This is a genomic window from Streptomyces sp. NPDC102270 (assembly GCF_044766405.1).
Lineage (GTDB): Bacteria > Actinomycetota > Actinomycetes > Streptomycetales > Streptomycetaceae > Streptomyces.
Genome location: NZ_JBIWLX010000008.1, coordinates 427194 through 443445, shown reverse-complemented (window position 1 = coordinate 443445; position 16252 = coordinate 427194). Strand labels below are relative to the sequence as shown.

Genomic DNA, 16252 nt, shown 5'->3' with positions numbered 1-16252 from the left:
ATTCTGCAGACAATCGGCAAATCTCTCCGCCAGGCCGTGTCCTCGGCACGTGTCGGGCGGTTATGCCGTGCGGGGGAGCTCCGTGTCGGAGCCAAGGAAGCAGGAAAAGCACATGCACGTGGGAAGTTTCGTGTTGGCGGCCCAGTTCCCGGGGCAGGGCCAGGGGGAGGCGCTGCACCGCGCGGTCCGCTCGGCCGAGGTCGCGGAAGAGGCCGGACTCGACGCGGTCTGGCTGGCAGAACACCACTTCGTACCGTACGGCACCTGTCCGTCGGCGATCACCCTGGCGGCCCTGCTGCTGGGCCGCACCCGCCGTATCCGGGTCGGCACCGCCGTGAGCGTGCTGCCCACGGTGCACCCGGTGGCCCTCGGGGAGCAGGCCGCGCTGCTGCACATGACGAGCGGCGGGCGCTTCTCGCTGGGGGTGGGGCGCGGCGGCCCGTGGGTCGACCTGGAGGTGTTCGGGTCGGGTCTCGAGGCGTACGAGAAGGGCTTCCCGGAATCACTCGATCTGCTGGTGCGCTGGCTGCGCGAGCCGTCCGTCGGGGCGGACGGCGAGCGCTTCCGCTTCCGCGAAGTGCCGGTCGTGCCGCGGCCGTCCGAGGCGCTCACAGAAGTGGCGGGTCCCGAGGTGATCGTCGCCTGCACCTCCCCGGCGAGCGTCCGGCTGGCGGCCGAGCGCGGGCTTCCGATGCTGCTCGGGATGCATGTCGGGGACGAGGAGAAGGCGGAGATGGTCGCACTGTGGCGCAGGCAGGCGCGTGCCGCCGGCCACGCGCCGGAGAAGGTCCTGGACGCGCCCCATGTCTCGGCCGGTGTCTGTCAGCTCGCGGACCGGCGCACGGACGCGGTGGAGGCCCTGGTGAAGGCGATGCCGGGCTGGCTCAGGCAGGGACTCGGCGCCCATGTCACGGTCGACGGGCGCGCACGGCAGATGCGCGATCCGGTGGCCTACACCGAACTGCTCTGCGGACTGCACCCGGTGGGCACCCCGCGGCTCGCCGCCGACCGTCTGGCGGCGACCAGCGAACGCACGGGCGTCACCCGCTTCGCCCTGCTCGTCGAGGGCTCGGGAGACCTGGCGGCCACCGAGGAGAACGTACGGCGGCTGGGTGCGGAAGTGCTGCCGCACCTGACCTGAATCGGAACAGCCCTGTTCGGCGGGAGCTTGCCGCCCCGTACTGATGCACCTCCCGCGTACGGAGCGGCAAGCGAGCGGCGCCGCGTCAGCAGTCCCGGAACTCCGGAGACTGGTTCAGCAGCTGACTGCGCACCGAGGTGAAGCGGACCAGCGTCTCGTCGACCGAGGAGTCCAACGGGAACACCGCCACCCGGTGGCAGTTCTGGAAGGCCAGCCGCACACCGAAGTGCCGCTGAAGCGCGCCGCGTATCGCGTCACTCGCAAGCGCACGCAGCAGCTGACCGCGTGCCTGCTCGTCCGGCGGGGGCGTCTGGTTGTCGGCGAAGTTGCCGCCGTCGACCTTCAGCTGGGCCACCAGGGAGCTGATCATCTCCCATGCGTAGGGCAGGGAGGTCCGGACGCAGTCGACGAATTCGGCTTCGTCGACCTCGCCTCGCTCGGCCTTCTCGAGTAGGGCCGGTGAGACGTCGAGCGACATGGGTTCTCCTCTCGCACCCCCGATTCCTCAGGGGTTGCCGGACAGATGAGGGAGTTCGCGCGACCGGACACGCTCAGTACACGCCTCGCGACCTCCCGTTCACTACGGTAGGCAACGGACGGTGACGGCACCAGGAGAATGCGAACAAAGGGCACTCCCAACAGGCCCACAATCGGCCACAAGTGAACAGGGTTTCTCCACAGCCTTACGGGCCGAATCGCGTGGACATGCGCCCGTCGAGTAGCGTTGCCGACCATGCGTCTCGTCATTGCCCGGTGTTCCGTCGACTACGCGGGCCGGCTCACCGCCCACCTGCCCTCGGCCCCCCGTCTGATCCTGGTGAAGGCCGACGGCAGCGTCTCCATCCACGCCGACGACCGGGCCTACAAGCCCCTGAACTGGATGTCGCCGCCCTGCACGTTGAAGGAGGGGACCGGCGACGACGAAGGCGTCTGGACCGTCATCAACAAGGCGGGCGAGAAGCTCATCATCACGATGGAGGAGGTCCTGCACGACTCCTCGCACGAACTGGGCGTGGATCCGGGCCTGATCAAGGACGGCGTGGAAGCACACCTCCAGGAGCTGCTCGCGGACCGCATCGAAACGCTCGGCGACGGCTACACGTTGATCCGCCGCGAGTACATGACGGCCATCGGCCCGGTCGACATCCTGTGCCGGGACGCCGAGGGCCAGACGGTCGCGGTGGAGATCAAGCGGCGCGGCGAGATCGACGGCGTCGAGCAACTCACCCGCTATCTCGACCTGTTGAACCGCGATCCCCATCTCGCCCCGGTCCGCGGCATCTTCGCGGCCCAGGAGATCAAGCCCCAGGCCCGCGTCCTCGCGACCGACCGCGGCATCGGCTGCACGGTGCTGGACTACAACGCGCTGCGGGGCATCGAGGACGACAAGCTGCGGCTGTTCTGACAGCGCGTCTTCGTCTACGACGACGAGGGCCGGGTCCGATGCACGGACCCGGCCCTCGTGCTGTGCCTGAGCTGTTGTCGGAGACGGCTTGTACTCTGCATTCATTCGATGATCGGACGACGCGGGGATTTCGATGGGTGACGCACATCCGATACGAAGCCGCAGGACGGGCCTTTCGGTCGGTGCGCGCCTTCTCGCCGTGGTCGTCCTCGCCGCGATCGGGGCCGTCGGCGCCTGGCTCCAGCACGACGCGCCCGGCCGGAGTGCTGAGCCGCGTACGGAGTTCACCGCGAACAACCCACCCGCCGGTCTGCCCACCGCACTCACCACCGGCCGGCACCTCCACTGGTCCCGCTGCACCTCGCCGCCCACCGCGCGCACGGGCTACGACTGCGCCGTCATGAGGGCCCCCCTCGACTACCGGAAACCAGCCGGCAGGACGATCGACGTCGCCCTGATCCGCCGTAAGGCCACCGGCCCGAACGCCCGGCGCATCGGCTCGCTCGTCCTCAACTTCGGCGGCCCCGGCGTGTCCGGCGTGCGCGGATTACCCGAACACCTCAACCAGTACGAGCCGCTCCTCGACCGCTACGACCTGGTCTCCTTCGACCCGCGCGGCGTTGGCGCGACCATTCCCGTGCGCTGCGGCAAGAACGCGGACGACACCGGCTACGACGGGGCCGCCGCCTGCGCCGAGCACTCCGGGGCGCTCCTCCCGTACATCGGTACCTCGCACACCGCGCGCGACCTCGACCTGATGCGCTACCTCCTCGGCGACGAGCGGCTTCACTACTTCGGCGTCTCGTACGGAACGGCGCTCGGCGGGGTCTACGCCCACCTGTACCCGTCGCACGTCGGGCGGCTCGTCCTCGAAGCGTCCGTCGATCCGACCGAGGACCTCAGCGAGGAGCAGGTGTCGCAGGTCAAGGCGGTCCAGGCGGCGTTCGACCGGTTCGCCGCGCACTGCGCGGCCCGTATCCGCCACTGCCCGACCGGCGATGGGCCCGAGGAGGCCGCGCGACGTATGGCACGCCTGGCCGACCGCCTGGAGAAGACGCCTGCCCCGGCCGGCGGCGGAAGGAACCTCGACGCCGACGCCCTCGCGCTCACGGTCAGTGACTATCTCGACCTCGGCACAGACGGTTGGTCGCCGCTCGCCAAGGCGCTCACCGCGCTGATCGACCACAACGACGGCGGTCCGCTCAGCAAGGGCGCGGACGACACCGGCTCCGCGGACCGCGCGGCGACCCCACGGGACAGCAGCCGCGCCGCCCGGATCGCGATCACCTGCGCGGACTCCAGTCTGCGCCCTGGCTTCGAACGCCTCGACAGGGACGAGGCCCGTATCAAAGCCGCCTCACCCGTCTTCGGCGAGACCTGGTCCACTGGTGTCTACCTCTGTTACGACTGGCCGTTCGACGGCGAGCGCGCCACGCTCCAGGTGAACGCCGACGGCGCGGCCCCCGTCCTGGTGGTCGGCGGCACCGGCGACCCGACCACCCCCTATCCCGGCGCTCGCCACATGGCCCGCGCCCTGGGCGACGGTGTCGGCGTGCTCCTGACGGCCGAGGAAGAGGGCCACGGCACATACCCGCAGAACCGCTGCGTGGCGGAGGCGGTCGACACCTACCTGCGCACGGGCCGCACCCCGGCCCCGGGGACGGTGTGCCGGGGCAGCATGTCCTGAGGCCCGTACGGATCCGCGGTCACAGCACTAGATGACGGACCCGCTCGGTGAACTCACCGTGCTGCTCTCCGGCGCGCCGGCCGAGCTGCTCGTCTCCACGGGGGCGGAGGATGCGGGGCCGCTGGCCGAGGTGGCGTTGCTCGGGGTCGTGGCCGTCGGCGTGGGCGTCGCCGACTCCGACGGCGAGCCGGACGGTGACGCGGAGTTGGACGGAGTGCCCGACGGCTTGCCGGAAGGCGACGCGGACGGACTCGAAGGGCTCGACGGCTTGGGCGACGTCGACGTGGACGGGGTCGACGAACCGCCGCCCTTCGTCCCGCTCGGCTCGTCGGACGGCTCCGCCCCACCCGTGGGCGTCGGATCGTCCGAAGTCCCGTACGTCCCGTCGGGCCCCGGGTCGGTCGGGCGGGACGTGGCCGTGCCCGTGTCGCCCTTGCCGTCGTCGTTCTTCGGGACGTCCGCGCCGAGGTTGCCGTCGTCGATGCCGACGCTGGCCGAGGGGTTGACGCCCACCTCGTTGGACGGGGCGTTCGGGTCGTTGCCGGAGGTGGCGCCCAGCGTCACGACCGTGCCGAGGACCGCGACCAGCAGCGCACCCGCGCCGGCCGCGACGAGATTGCGCTTGGCGAGGCCCTTGAGTCCGCCCCGGGCCTTGCGCGAGGGCGCGGGCGTGGAGGGCGAGCGGTGAACGACGATCGTCTGCGAGTCGGCCGGCGGCTGCAGCGGCGGGAAGGCCGCGGGGACTCCCCCGGGCGGTGAGGCGGACTCGTCGTACCGGGCGTCGGGCACCTCCTCGCCCGCCGTCGCGCCGAGACCGGCCAGGCCGGGCGCGGTGCCGTCCCGGTCGGAGACCAGGGTGAGGGCGCGGCGGCCGGCGACGGTGCCGCGCTTGTCGGCGAGGGCGCCGCGCAGGCCGATGGAGGCCTCCAGTTCGGCGCGGGCCCGGTCGAGCTGTCCGCCGCAGAGCGCGAGGATGCCGAGCTCGTGGTGGAAGTAGGCCTGATCCGACACCTCGCCGGCCAGCCGGGAGGCCTCGGAACCGGCTCGCAGGCAACGCTCCCAGGCACCCCAGTGGCCGCCGGCGGCGAACGCGGGCGCCGCCGTGCGGGCCAGCTGCACGGTGACGGCCTCCGCGCCCTCGTCGGGCGCGGTGGTCGCCGGGACCAGGACGGTGAGGGCGGCGAGCAGGGCGTCGGCCTCCGCGCACACCCGCTCCGGGGTGACCGAGGGGTGTCCGGCCCACCACGCGTAGTGCTGGGCGGCGGTGTGGGCGCGGCGCTCGGTGTCGTCGCCGTATCCGGCGGCCTCCAGCTGGGTGAGGACGCCGGCGGCGAGCCGGTAGCGGGAGCCGACCGGGGAGACCAGGCCGCAGTCCGCGAGCTCGCCGAGGGCGGCGTCCGCGTGGGTGTCGCCGATCAGGGCGGGCAGGTGCGCCTGGTGGGGCACCTCGCCGCCGAGCGCGACGGCGAACCGCAGGGTGGCACGGGCGGACTCGCTCAGCCGGGAGGCGAGCAGCGGGGCGGGTGCCGCGGCCTCGCCGAGCGCGGGCAGGGGGATCTCCTCGCCCTCGTCGGCAGCGAGCGGGGCGTCGACCGGGGCCGCGTCGGCGAAGACACCGAACTCGTCGACGGCGTTCGCCCCGGCCCGCAGCCGGTCGCGCTGCCTGAGCAGGGCGCCGGCCTGGACGAAGCGCAGGGGCAGGCCCTCGGACTCGAACCAGAGGTCGCCCGCCCAGTTCGACTCCTCCTCCGTCAGCACCCGTCCGACGGAACGCTCCAGGAGCTCCACGCCGTCGGCGCGCTCCAGGCCGCTGAGGAAGACCTCCTCGACGGCGGAGTCGGCCGAGGGCGCGGGCACGTCGGGAGTGGCGCCGATCACGAAGGCGCACTCGGGGGTGGCGTCGAGCAGTTCGTCGAGGGCCGCGCCGCCGAACTCGATGTCGTCGAGGACGACGACCGCGCCGATCTCCCGGACGCAGGAGAGCAGCTCGTCCCGGTCGGGGCGGTGCAGGGGCGAGTCGAAGACGGCGTAGAAGAGGTCGTACAGCAGCTCGCCGGCCGTGCGGTGGAAGCCGGTGAGGCGGACCACGCCGTCGGGGGCGAGGTCCGAGCAGTCCTCGGCGACGAGGTCGAGGAGGCTGGTGCGGCCGGAGCCGGCGGGGCCGGTCAGGCGTACCGAGCGGCCGCGGGCGAGCAGCCGTACGAGTCGCTCGCGCTCGCCCTGGCGGGCCAGGAGGTGCAGCGCGGTGCGGGTCGGTCCCGGTGGGACGGGCGGGCGGGCCGCGCGGTCCACCTCGGCGCGTTCGGCGGTGCCGTACTTCTCGGGCCGTCCGGGCCGCTCGCCGGGCGGGCAGGCCTCTATCTCGCTGCCGTCGACGGGGTTGACGGTGAGCAGGAAGTCACCCGCGACGAGCTGCACGGTGCGGGCGAGCGCGGGCGAGTGCTGGCCGAATTCGGATGTGAGGGAGTCCCTGGGAGGCCGCTGACGCGGCGAGCCGCCGTCGTCGTCATGGCCGTACTCCTCGGGTCCCCGGTTGTTCGGGTCCATAGGTTCAAGCCCCCCAAAAGCGTCTCGTGTGCCGTCAGTGGCCCTCCCGGCCTGCAGCTCACCGCGCTGTCGCTTCTGGTCCGGGCCCGCTCGAAGGGAATGTGGCAGCGGGCGACCGAACCCTAAACCTTCGCACAGTATCTACGACAGCCCGGGGTACCGCGCCGTCCGAGACGTCACAGTCTCGTGAGGATTGCGCGTGACATGCGTTTCGCCACGGCGGCCTCGGTCAGACGCGGGGCAGGGACTCCACGCCGATGCCGCCCTCGATCGCCAGGATCCGGTGCAGCCGGGTGGCGACCAGGAGGCGCTGCATCTGCGGCGGTACGTGGCGCAGCACCAGCCGGCGGCCGCAGCGGCCGGCCCGGCGGTGGGCCCCCATGATCACCCCGAGACCGGTGGCGTCCCAGGAATCCAGCTCGGACAGGTCGAGCACCAGGTCGCCGGCTCCGTCGTCGACGGCCGAGTGCAGGACCGTACGGGCGTCCGCCGCGCTGCGGACGTCGAGGCGGCCCCCGACGACCAGCTCGGCGTGGTCGCCCCTGATGTACATATGCGCTCCCCGTGAGTGCGTGTAGTACTCCACGAATTTGCATGTCCAGTGATGACACCTCTGACTGCGTTGGGCGGTCAGAGGTTGCCGTCTGTAAGCGAACCGATACCGAATTCACCCGCGGGTGTGAAACCAGAGGGGCTTGTGCGGTTACGGTGGCGGAAAAAACCGTCAGTGCTTGTAGAAGCCCTGCCCGCTCTTGCGTCCGATGTCACCGGCGTCCACCATCCGGCGCATCAGCTCCGGCGGGGCGAACTTCTCGTCCTGGGACTCGGTGTAGATGTTGCTGGTGGCGTGCAGCAGGATGTCGACGCCGGTCAGGTCCGCCGTGGCGAGCGGGCCCATGGCGTGGCCGAAGCCCAGCTTGCAGGCGAGGTCGATGTCCTCGGCGGTCGCGACGCCCGACTCGTAGAGCTTGGTCGCCTCGACGACGAGGGCGGAGATGAGACGGGTGGTCACGAACCCCGCCACGTCCCGGTTGACGACGATGCAGGTCTTGCCGACGGACTCGGCGAACTCCCGCGCGGTGGCGAGGGTGTCGTCGCTCGTCTTGTAGCCGCGGACCAGCTCGACGAGCTGCATCATCGGCACCGGCGAGAAGAAGTGCACGCCGACGACCCGCTCCGGGCGCTCGGTGGCCGCCGCGATCTTGGTGATCGGGATCGCGGAGGTGTTGGAGGCCAGTACGGTGTCCGCGCGGACGATCTTGTCGAGCGTGCGGAAGATCTCGTGCTTGACTTCGAGCTTCTCGAAGACGGCCTCGACGACGATGTCGGCGTCGGCGGCCGCGTCCAGGTCGGTGGTCGCGGTGATCCGGGCGAGGGCCGCGTCGGCGTCGTGCGCCTCCAGTTTGCCCTTGCTCACGAACTTGTCGTACGAAGCCTTGATTCCGTCGGTGCCGCGCTTCAGCGCTTCGTCGGTGACGTCCCTCAGGACCACGTCCCAGCCCGCCTGGGCGGAGACCTGGGCGATGCCGGAACCCATCAAGCCGGCGCCGATGACGGCAAGCTTCCGTGCCACTGTTGCGACTCCCCTTTGAAACGCCTTACGCCCTGTTTACGTTGCCTCTGCGGCGGACACTAGCGCTCGTGAAGGGCTGTGTGACCGGTTAGTAATGCGCGTCACGTCTCATCTGACGGACATCACACCGGTAGCTGTCACGAGTGGTCTCGTACGGCGTAGTTGAGCACCTTATCGCTCAACAACTCCTCCATGTCGTCGAGAAGCGCGAGCGTCTCTCGTGACACTTCGTCCGGTTTGCGCCCGGCGACCATTTCGCGTCCGATGCTGCCCATGACCGTCTGGTGGAGCCAGTTGATCTGACCGGCGATCAGGGCGGGCAGCGGATCGCCGGGGGCGGCGCCGGTCTCCTCGCGCAGGGTCTCCTCCAGGTTCTCCTGGACCTCCTGCTGGATGCTCCACAGCCGGGAGCGGAGCGTCGGCGCGTCCTGGACGACCCGCATGAAGCGGTCGTAGCCCGCCAGCAGGCCGACCCGCGGCGAGACCGCCTCGACCTCGCCGCGCAGTTCCCTCAGTACGGCCGCGGCCGCCGACTCGCCGACGTCCCGGCCGCGCACCCAGCGCGAGAGCCGGTCGACGATGCCTTTGCTGCGGTCGAGGAAGAGGTCCTCCTTGGCCGGGAAGTAGTTGTAGACGGTGTTGACGGAGACGTTCGCGGCCTCGGCGACCTCGGCGACGGTCACCGCGTCGAATCCCCGCTCGATGAACAGGCCGGTCGCGACGTCCGAGATGTACTGCCGGGTCTGCCGCTTCTTCCGCTCCCTGAGCCCCTCTGCCATGTCCCGATCCTATCCGTTCTTGGGCTCCCTCAAATTTTGGAGCCATTGCAAAATTTCAGGGACTCTGTTTTTCTGGCTCCATGGCAACCGTCATCAGCGCGGCCGGACTGGCCCGCACCTTCCAGACCAAGCACGGCACCGTCGAGGCCGTCCGCGGAATCGATCTCGCCGTCCGCGAGGGCGAGATCCTCGGCTTCCTGGGCCCGAACGGCGCCGGGAAGACGACCACCCTGCGGATGCTCACGACCCTCCTGGCACCCACCGGCGGCGCGGCCACCGTCGCCGGCTGCGACCTCGCGACCGACGCCGCGGGGGTGCGGCGCGCGTGCGGGTACGTGGCCCAGTCGGGCGGGGTGGATCCGCAGATCTCCGTGCGGGAGGAGCTGGTCACGCAGGGGCGCCTCTACCGGCTGACGAAGGACCAGGCCGTCGCCCGCACCGCCGAGTTGGCCCGCGACCTCGGCCTCACCGAGCTGCTCGACCGCAGGTGCGGCACGCTCTCCGGCGGCCGGCGCCGCCGCCTGGACATCGCGATGGCGCTCACACACCGGCCGAAGGTGCTGTTCCTCGACGAGCCGACCACCGGACTCGACCCCGCCGGCCGCGCCGGCCTGTGGGAGCTGATCCGCCGGCTGCGCGACGAGTACGGCACGACCGTCTTCCTGACCACCCACTACCTCGACGAGGCCGACGCGCTCTCCGACCGACTGGTGATCGTCGATCAGGGCGTGGTCGTGGCGGAGGGCACACCGGCCAAGCTGAAGCTGGAGTTCGCGGGCTCGATCGACGCCTCGCTCCAGGACACCTTCCTCGCGATCACCGGCCGCAGCGCCACGCCGACCGACGCCGCCCCCGTAGCCGTATAGGAATCCCATGCTTCTCCAGGACACCGCTCTCATCTACGGCCGCTACCTGCGCCAGTCGCTGCGCTCCCGCATCGCCCTGCTCTTCGGCGTGCTGACCCCGTTGCTGTATCTGCTGTTCTTCGGCCCGCTGCTCACCGATCTGCCGCTCGGCGGACAGGGCAGCTCCTGGCAGGTCCTCGTGCCCGGGCTGCTGCTCCAGCTGGGGCTGTTCGGGGCGCTGTTCGCCGGCTTCCTGATCATCATCGAGAAAAGCCAGGGCGTGGTGGAGCGGATGCGGGTCACCCCCGTCAGCCGGCTCGCCCTGCTGCTGGGCCGGGTACTGCGCGACGCCACGGTGTTCGTCTTCCAGGCAGTGCTGCTGGTCCTCGCCGCGGTGGCGATGGGGCTCCGGGCCCCGCTGACCGGCATCCTGATCGGTTTCGCGTTCGTCGCTCTGCTGACCGTCTCGCTGGCCTCGCTGTCGTACGCGCTGGCGATGAAGGTCCGTACCCCCCAGGAGTTCGGCCCGCTGATCAACGCCGTGTCGATGCCGTCGATGCTGCTGTCCGGCCTCATGCTCCCGATGACCCTCGGCCCGGCCTGGCTGGACGTCCTCTCCCACCTCATGCCGCTGCGCTATCTGGTGGACGCCGTGCGGGACGCGTACGTCGGCTCGTACACGACGCCTCACATGCTGTACGGCGCCGTGGTCGCGGTGGCCCTCGCGGGACTCGCCGTGACGGTGGGCACACGGGTCTTCCGGACGTCCGGGGCGTAACTACGCTGGCCTCATGGTCAATCTGACGCGCATCTACACCAGGACCGGCGACCGGGGCACCACCGCCCTCGGTGACATGAGTCGGGTCGCCAAGACCGATCTGCGGATCTCCGCGTACGCGGACGCCAACGAGGCGAACGCGGTGATCGGCACGGCGATCGCGCTGGGCGGGCTCGACGAGGAGGTCGTCACGGTCCTCACCCGGGTGCAGAACGACCTGTTCGACGTCGGAGCCGACCTGTCCACGCCCGTGGTCGAGAACCCGCAGTTCCCGCCCCTCAGGGTCGAGCAGTTCTACATCGACAAGCTGGAGGCGGACTGCGACCGCTTCAACGAGCGGCTGGAGAAGCTCCGCTCCTTCATCCTCCCCGGCGGCACCCCGGGCGCGGCCCTGCTCCACCAGGCCTGCACGGTCGTACGCCGGGCCGAGCGCTCGACGTGGGCGGCGCTGGAGGTCCACGGCGAGGCGATGAACCCGCTCACCGCGACCTACCTGAACCGCCTGTCGGACCTGCTGTTCATCCTGGCGCGCACGGCCAACAAGGACGTCGGGGACGTGCTCTGGGTCCCGGGCGGGGAGCGTTAGCGCTCGCGCTTGGGGAACAGGGTGTAGCTGGCGGCGATGACCAGGTTGATGACGATCAGCCACAGCATGCGCTGCTGCCAGGCGAGCAAGGAGTCGGCCTGGCCGTCGCCGACGTACCAGACCGCGGCCTGGAGCAGTGCCACGGCGACCACCGCGGCGAGGATCCAGCGGCCCGCGACCCTCCACTCGTGGGCGGCGCGGGCCATGCCGTGCCTCGGCGGCTTCACCGGCGGCGGACCACCGGCGAACCGGTGGGCGACCCGGGCGTCCGCCCACCTGATCGTCGAGTGGCCGAGGCCCACGGTGAAACCGATGTAGACGGCGGCCAGGCCGTGCTTCCAGTCGGGCTCGGCACCGTTCTTCAGGTCGATCGCGGTGACCGTGAACAGCACGAGCTCCTGCAACGGCTCGCACAGCAGCAGGGCCAGTCCGACACGCGGCATGCGCAGCCCGTAGCGGAAGGCCAGTCCGGCCGCGAGCAGCGCCCAGAAGGCCACCTCACAGGCGACGATCAGTCCGACGACCACGACCACTCCCTTCGTCTCCCCTCAAGGCTCCCGACGCGCGCGGCCGCTTTCGTCGTCGCCGGTGACGAAACCGCGCTACATCGAAAGATGCAGTCCAGGACCGTTCCCGGGGATCAGGCGTGGCGCGCGGCCACCGTGTTGGATGGAGTCATGGCCCTCCCCCGCCCGCACCGCTTCGACGTGTACATCGCGGTCGGCGGGCTGCTCGGCGGGCTGCTGCTGGTGGGCATCGGCCTGGGCACCCGGCCGTCCAGCGACCCGATAACCCTCTTCGACGGCCCCTGGCCGGTCCTGGTGCCGCTCACCGTGCTGGCCGGCTGCGAGTTGCTGCGCCGCGCGGCCCCTCGCGCGGCCCTGCTCATCGCCACCGCCGCGATCTGCGCCGACCTCGTGACCCAGGGCAGTCTTGCCACCGTCCTGATGTTCACCGACGTCGTCTACGCGGCCGTGCTCTACGGCCCGCTCGCCTCGGCCCGCCGCATCCAGTGGATCACCGGGCTGCTGACGGTGGCCGGGACGCTGGTGCCGTTCGCGGTGTGGCGGGTGCCGGAGGCGCTGCTGATCGGCGTGGTGGTGGGGGTCGTGGCGTACGCGCCGGCCGCCACGGGGTGGATCGTGCGCGACCATCGTGACGCCGCCGAGGCCGCCCGGCTGCGTGCCGAACAGACGGCGCTGCTCGCGGAGATGGACCGCGCCCAGGCCGTGACCGCGGAACGGGCCCGGATGGCACGGGAGTTGCACGACATGGTCGCCAACCACCTGTCCGCGATCGCCATCCACTCCACGGCCGCGCTGTCGATCGACGAACCGGCCACCTCACGGCAGGCGCTGACCGTCATCAGGGAGAACAGCGTGGCGGGCCTCGCCGAGATGCGGCGGCTGATCGGCATCCTGCGCGACGCCGGCGGCGACACCGAGCCCGCCGCCTCCCCCACCCTGGACGGCCTCACCGCACTGGTCGACGGCGCCCGCGCCAACGGCCTCGACGTGCGCCTCGACACCGACGACCACGGCAGGGTTCCCGCACCGGTCGAGCTCGCCGCCTACCGCATCGTCCAGGAGTCCCTGACCAACGCCCTCAAGCACGCCTGCCCCGGCCGCGTCACCGTCGCCCTCGGCCGACGCGACGGTCTGCTCGACATCCGGGTGACCAGCCCCTACGGCCATCGCGACGGCCCGCGGGCCCCCGGATCCGGCGCCGGACTGGCCGGTATGCGGGAGCGGGCCGCGCTGCTCGGCGGCACCTTCCGGGCCGGACCGCAGGACGTGCTGTGGGTCGTACACGCCACGCTCCCCGTGTCGGAAGGAGAATCCGCATGATCCGTGTCCTCGTCGCCGAGGACCAGTCCGCCGTACGCGCCGGGCTCGTCCTCATCCTGCGCAGCGCACCCGACATCGAGGTGATCGGCGAGGCTGCCGACGGTGAGCAGGCGGTGGAGCGCGCCCGGGAGCTGCGGCCCGACCTGGTGCTGATGGACATTCAGATGCCGCGTCTGGACGGGGTGTCGGCGACCCGGACGGTCGTCTCGGAGGGGCTCGCCGACGTCCTCGTGCTGACCACGTTCGACCTCGACGAGTACGTGTTCGGGGCGCTGCGCGCGGGCGCGTCCGGGTTCCTTCTCAAGAACACCGAGGCCAGGGATCTGCTGGAAGCGGTGCGGACCGTGGCGCGCGGGGAGGGGCTGATCGCGCCCGCCGTCACCCGCCGTCTGATCGCCGAGTTCGCCGCGAGGCCGGTCCGCGGGCCGGGCACCGATCCCGGCGTGCTCGACGCCCTCACCCGCCGCGAACGCGAGGTGCTCTCCTGTCTCGGGGAGGGCCTGTCCAACGCCGACATCGCCGGCCGCCTCGACATGGCGGAGGCCACGGTGAAGACGCACGTCAGCCGGTTGCTGGGGAAGCTGGAGCTGCGGAGCCGGGTGCAAGCAGCCGTACTGGCGCAGGAGTTGGGCGTCTAGTTGCGGCGTGAACCAGAGTGGTCCAGACCTATTGACCTGTGGTCCAGACCTTTCTATTCTCGCGGCACCGTGGGTGTGAAGGCTCAGTCACGCCCCCAACTCCCCTAGGAGGCGCACGATGCGCTTCAGACACAGAGCCGCGGCAGGATTCGCGACACTGTTGCTCCCCTTCGCCGGTCTGGTCGGCCTCGCGAGCCCCGCCCAGGCCGCGACCTCCGCCACGGCGACCTACGCCAAGACCCAGGACTGGGGTACCGGATTCGAAGGCAAGTGGACGGTGAAGAACACCGGTACCACCAGCCTCAGTTCCTGGACCGTCGAGTGGGACTTCCCCTCCGGCACCTCCGTCACCTCCGCCTGGGACGCCGACGTCACCTCCTCCGGCACCCACTGGACCGCCAAGAACAAGTCCTGGAACGGCAGCCTCGCCCCGGGTGCCTCCGTCTCCTTCGGCTTCAACGGCACCGGCGCGGGCTCCCCGGCCAACTGCAAGCTGAACGGCGGCAGTTGTGACGGCGGCTCCACTCCGGGGGACGCGGCACCGTCCGCCCCCGGCACCCCCACCGCCTCCGGCATCACCAACACCTCGGTGAAACTGGCCTGGAGCGCCGCCACCGACGACAAGGGCATCAAGAACTACGTCGTGCTGCGCGACGGTGCCAAGGTGGCGACCGTGACGACGACCTCGTACACGGACACCGGCCTGAGTGCCGGTACCGACTACTCCTACACCGTGCAGGCCCGTGACACCGCCGACCAGACCGGACCGGCCAGCGGCGCGGTCGCGGTGCACACCACCGGCGGCACCACCGACCCGCCGCCCACCGGCTCCAAGGTCAGGCTCGGCTACTTCACCGAGTGGGGCGTCTACGGCCGCAACTACCACGTCAAGAACCTGGTGACCTCGGGCTCCGCCTCGAAGATCACCCACATCAACTACGCGTTCGGCAACGTCAAGGACGGCAAGTGCGTCGTCGACGACACCTACGCCGCCTACGACAAGGCGTACACCGCCGACCAGTCCGTCAGCGGCGCCGCCGACACCTGGGACCAGCCGCTGCGCGGCAACTTCAACCAACTGCGTGAGCTCAAGGCCAAGTACCCGAACATCAAGGTGCTGTACTCCTTCGGCGGCTGGACCTACTCCGGCGGCTTCGCGCAGGCCGCGGCCAACCCCGCCGCCTTCGCGGCCTCCTGCAAGTCGGTCATCGAGGACCCGCGCTGGGCGGATGTCTTCGACGGCATCGACATCGACTGGGAGTACCCGAACGCCTGCGGTCTGACCTGCGACACCAGCGGGGCCGCGGCCTTCAAGAACCTGATGGGCGCGCTGCGCTCGGAGTTCGGCTCCAATTACCTGGTCACCGCGGCCATCACCGCCGACGGCTCCTCCGGCGGCAAGCTCGACGCGGCCGACTACGGCGGCGCCTCCCAGTACATCGACTGGTACAACGTGATGACCTACGACTACTTCGGTGCCTTCAACGCGCAGGGCCCGACCGCCCCGCACTCGCCGCTGACGTCGTACGCCGGCATCCCGCAGGCGGGCTTCAACTCGGCCGACGCGATCGCCAAGCTGAAGTCGAAGGGCGTGGCCTCCAACAAGCTGCTGCTCGGCATCGGCTTCTACGGCCGCGGCTGGACCGGCGTCACCCAGGCCGCCCCCGGCGGCTCGGCGACCGGAGCGGCACCCGGCACCTACGAGGCGGGCATCGAGGACTACAAGGTCCTCAAGACGTCCTGCCCGGCCACCGGCACCATCGCGGGTACGGCGTACGCCTACTGCGGCAACAACTGGTGGTCCTACGACACCCCCGCGACGATCGCCGGAAAGATGACCTGGGCCAAGAACCAGGGCCTGGGCGGCGCGTTCTTCTGGGAGTTCAGCGGCGACACCGGCAACGGAGAGCTGGTGAGCGCCATCAACAGCGGACTGTCGTAAGCACACGCGCTAGGCGACATTGACGCGCTGACCGGGCGGGGCTGCCTCCAGCCACGCGAGGAAACCGGTCAGCGCGTCTTCGCTCATGGCGAGTTCGAGACGCGTGCCCCGGTGCATACAGGTCAGGATCACGGCGTCGGAGAGGAGAGCCATCTCCTCCTCGCCGTCGGGCAGACGACGGCCGGCGACCTCGATCGCAGCCCGCTCCAGGACCCGGCGCGGGCGATAGGCGTAGGAGAAGACGCGGTACCACTCGACGCGGTCGCCGTTGTAGCGGGCGACGCCGTAGCTCCAGCCCTTGCCGCTGATGTCGGTCTTCTCCGGGACGTCCCAGCGCAGGGAACAGTCGAAGGTGCCGCCGGAGCGCTGGATGAGCCTGCGGCGCAGGCCGAAGACGAACAGCCCCAGTACCACCAGGGCCACGACGATTCCGCACACAGTCAGAGCGAGGACCATCGACACCGACCTCCTCGTCTCCTAGGTA

16 protein-coding genes are annotated in these 16252 nt (G+C 70.7%); 9 read left to right on the top strand and 7 right to left on the bottom strand.

Annotated features, from left to right (window positions below):
• The first annotated feature begins 112 nt into the window (after positions 1-112).
• Complete coding sequence (locus ACIRP7_RS19435) at positions 113-1141, top strand: LLM class flavin-dependent oxidoreductase (RefSeq protein WP_403660607.1); 1029 nt, start codon at positions 113-115, stop codon at positions 1139-1141.
• Positions 1142-1226: 85 nt separating this feature from the next.
• Here the strand turns inward: ACIRP7_RS19435 and ACIRP7_RS19430 are convergent, their stop codons facing one another.
• Positions 1227-1619 (bottom strand): SCO5389 family protein, encoded by a 393-nt coding sequence (locus ACIRP7_RS19430; RefSeq protein WP_007384741.1) that lies wholly within the window; start codon positions 1617-1619, stop codon positions 1227-1229.
• Positions 1620-1874: 255 nt separating this feature from the next.
• On the opposite strand from ACIRP7_RS19430, the gene nucS reads away from it, so the two are divergent.
• Positions 1875-2546 (top strand): endonuclease NucS, encoded by a 672-nt coding sequence (gene nucS / locus ACIRP7_RS19425; RefSeq protein WP_403660604.1) that lies wholly within the window; start codon positions 1875-1877, stop codon positions 2544-2546.
• A gap of 133 nt (positions 2547-2679) precedes the next feature.
• Positions 2680-4233 carry an alpha/beta hydrolase gene (locus ACIRP7_RS19420; protein WP_403660601.1) on the top strand — a complete coding sequence of 518 codons (1554 nt, stop codon included), beginning with the start codon at positions 2680-2682 and terminating at the stop codon, positions 4231-4233.
• Between the two features lie 27 nt (positions 4234-4260).
• Here ACIRP7_RS19420 and ACIRP7_RS19415 read toward each other — a convergent pair whose 3' ends face one another.
• The 4 genes from ACIRP7_RS19415 to ACIRP7_RS19400 form a co-directional block, all read right to left on the bottom strand.
• Positions 4261-6780, bottom strand: a complete 2520-nt coding sequence (locus ACIRP7_RS19415; RefSeq protein WP_403660598.1) for an ATP-binding protein — start codon at positions 6778-6780, stop codon at positions 4261-4263.
• Between the two features lie 229 nt (positions 6781-7009).
• Positions 7010-7333, bottom strand: a complete 324-nt coding sequence (locus ACIRP7_RS19410; RefSeq protein ID WP_352391241.1) for an STAS domain-containing protein — start codon at positions 7331-7333, stop codon at positions 7010-7012.
• Between the two features lie 171 nt (positions 7334-7504).
• Entirely contained in the window at positions 7505-8353 is an 849-nt protein-coding gene (locus tag ACIRP7_RS19405) for a 3-hydroxyacyl-CoA dehydrogenase family protein (protein ID WP_403660595.1), read from the bottom strand.
• 137 nt (positions 8354-8490) lie between these two features.
• Positions 8491-9132: a TetR/AcrR family transcriptional regulator gene (locus ACIRP7_RS19400; protein ID WP_403660592.1), complete on the bottom strand. Its 642-nt coding sequence runs from the start codon at positions 9130-9132 to the stop codon at positions 8491-8493.
• An 80-nt stretch (positions 9133-9212) separates the two neighbouring features.
• Between ACIRP7_RS19400 and ACIRP7_RS19395 the strand changes: the two genes are divergently transcribed.
• The 3 genes from ACIRP7_RS19395 to ACIRP7_RS19385 are packed head-to-tail and all read left to right on the top strand — an operon-like array spanning position 9213 to position 11341.
• Complete coding sequence (locus ACIRP7_RS19395) at positions 9213-9998, top strand: ABC transporter ATP-binding protein (protein WP_403660589.1); 786 nt, start codon at positions 9213-9215, stop codon at positions 9996-9998.
• A gap of 7 nt (positions 9999-10005) precedes the next feature.
• Positions 10006-10755: an ABC transporter permease gene (locus tag ACIRP7_RS19390; RefSeq protein ID WP_403660586.1), complete on the top strand. Its 750-nt coding sequence runs from the start codon at positions 10006-10008 to the stop codon at positions 10753-10755.
• Between the two features lie 13 nt (positions 10756-10768).
• Entirely contained in the window at positions 10769-11341 is a 573-nt protein-coding gene (locus ACIRP7_RS19385; RefSeq protein WP_403660583.1) for a cob(I)yrinic acid a,c-diamide adenosyltransferase, read from the top strand.
• Here the strand turns inward: ACIRP7_RS19385 and ACIRP7_RS19380 are convergent.
• The gene (locus ACIRP7_RS19380) at positions 11338-11868 is read right to left on the bottom strand and encodes a hypothetical protein (RefSeq protein WP_403660580.1); all 531 of its coding nucleotides are present in this window, start codon (positions 11866-11868) and stop codon (positions 11338-11340) included. The two genes, ACIRP7_RS19385 and ACIRP7_RS19380, sit on opposite strands and share 4 nt — an antisense overlap.
• Before the next feature lie 150 nt (positions 11869-12018).
• Between ACIRP7_RS19380 and ACIRP7_RS19375 the strand changes: the two genes are divergently transcribed.
• The 3 genes from ACIRP7_RS19375 (at position 12019) to ACIRP7_RS19365 (ending at position 15768) form a co-directional block, all read left to right on the top strand.
• Positions 12019-13188, top strand: a complete 1170-nt coding sequence (locus ACIRP7_RS19375) for a sensor histidine kinase (RefSeq protein ID WP_403660577.1) — start codon at positions 12019-12021, stop codon at positions 13186-13188.
• Positions 13185-13826, top strand: a complete 642-nt coding sequence (locus ACIRP7_RS19370) for a response regulator (RefSeq protein ID WP_403660574.1) — start codon at positions 13185-13187, stop codon at positions 13824-13826. Before ACIRP7_RS19375 ends, ACIRP7_RS19370 begins: the two co-directional genes overlap by 4 nt.
• Before the next feature lie 118 nt (positions 13827-13944).
• Positions 13945-15768 carry a glycosyl hydrolase family 18 protein gene (locus tag ACIRP7_RS19365; protein ID WP_403660571.1) on the top strand — a complete coding sequence of 608 codons (1824 nt, stop codon included), beginning with the start codon at positions 13945-13947 and terminating at the stop codon, positions 15766-15768.
• Positions 15769-15777: 9 nt separating this feature from the next.
• Here the strand turns inward: ACIRP7_RS19365 and ACIRP7_RS19360 are convergent, their stop codons facing one another.
• Complete coding sequence (locus ACIRP7_RS19360; protein ID WP_403660568.1) at positions 15778-16224, bottom strand: DUF2550 domain-containing protein; 447 nt, start codon at positions 16222-16224, stop codon at positions 15778-15780.
• Positions 16225-16252 lie beyond the last annotated feature (28 nt).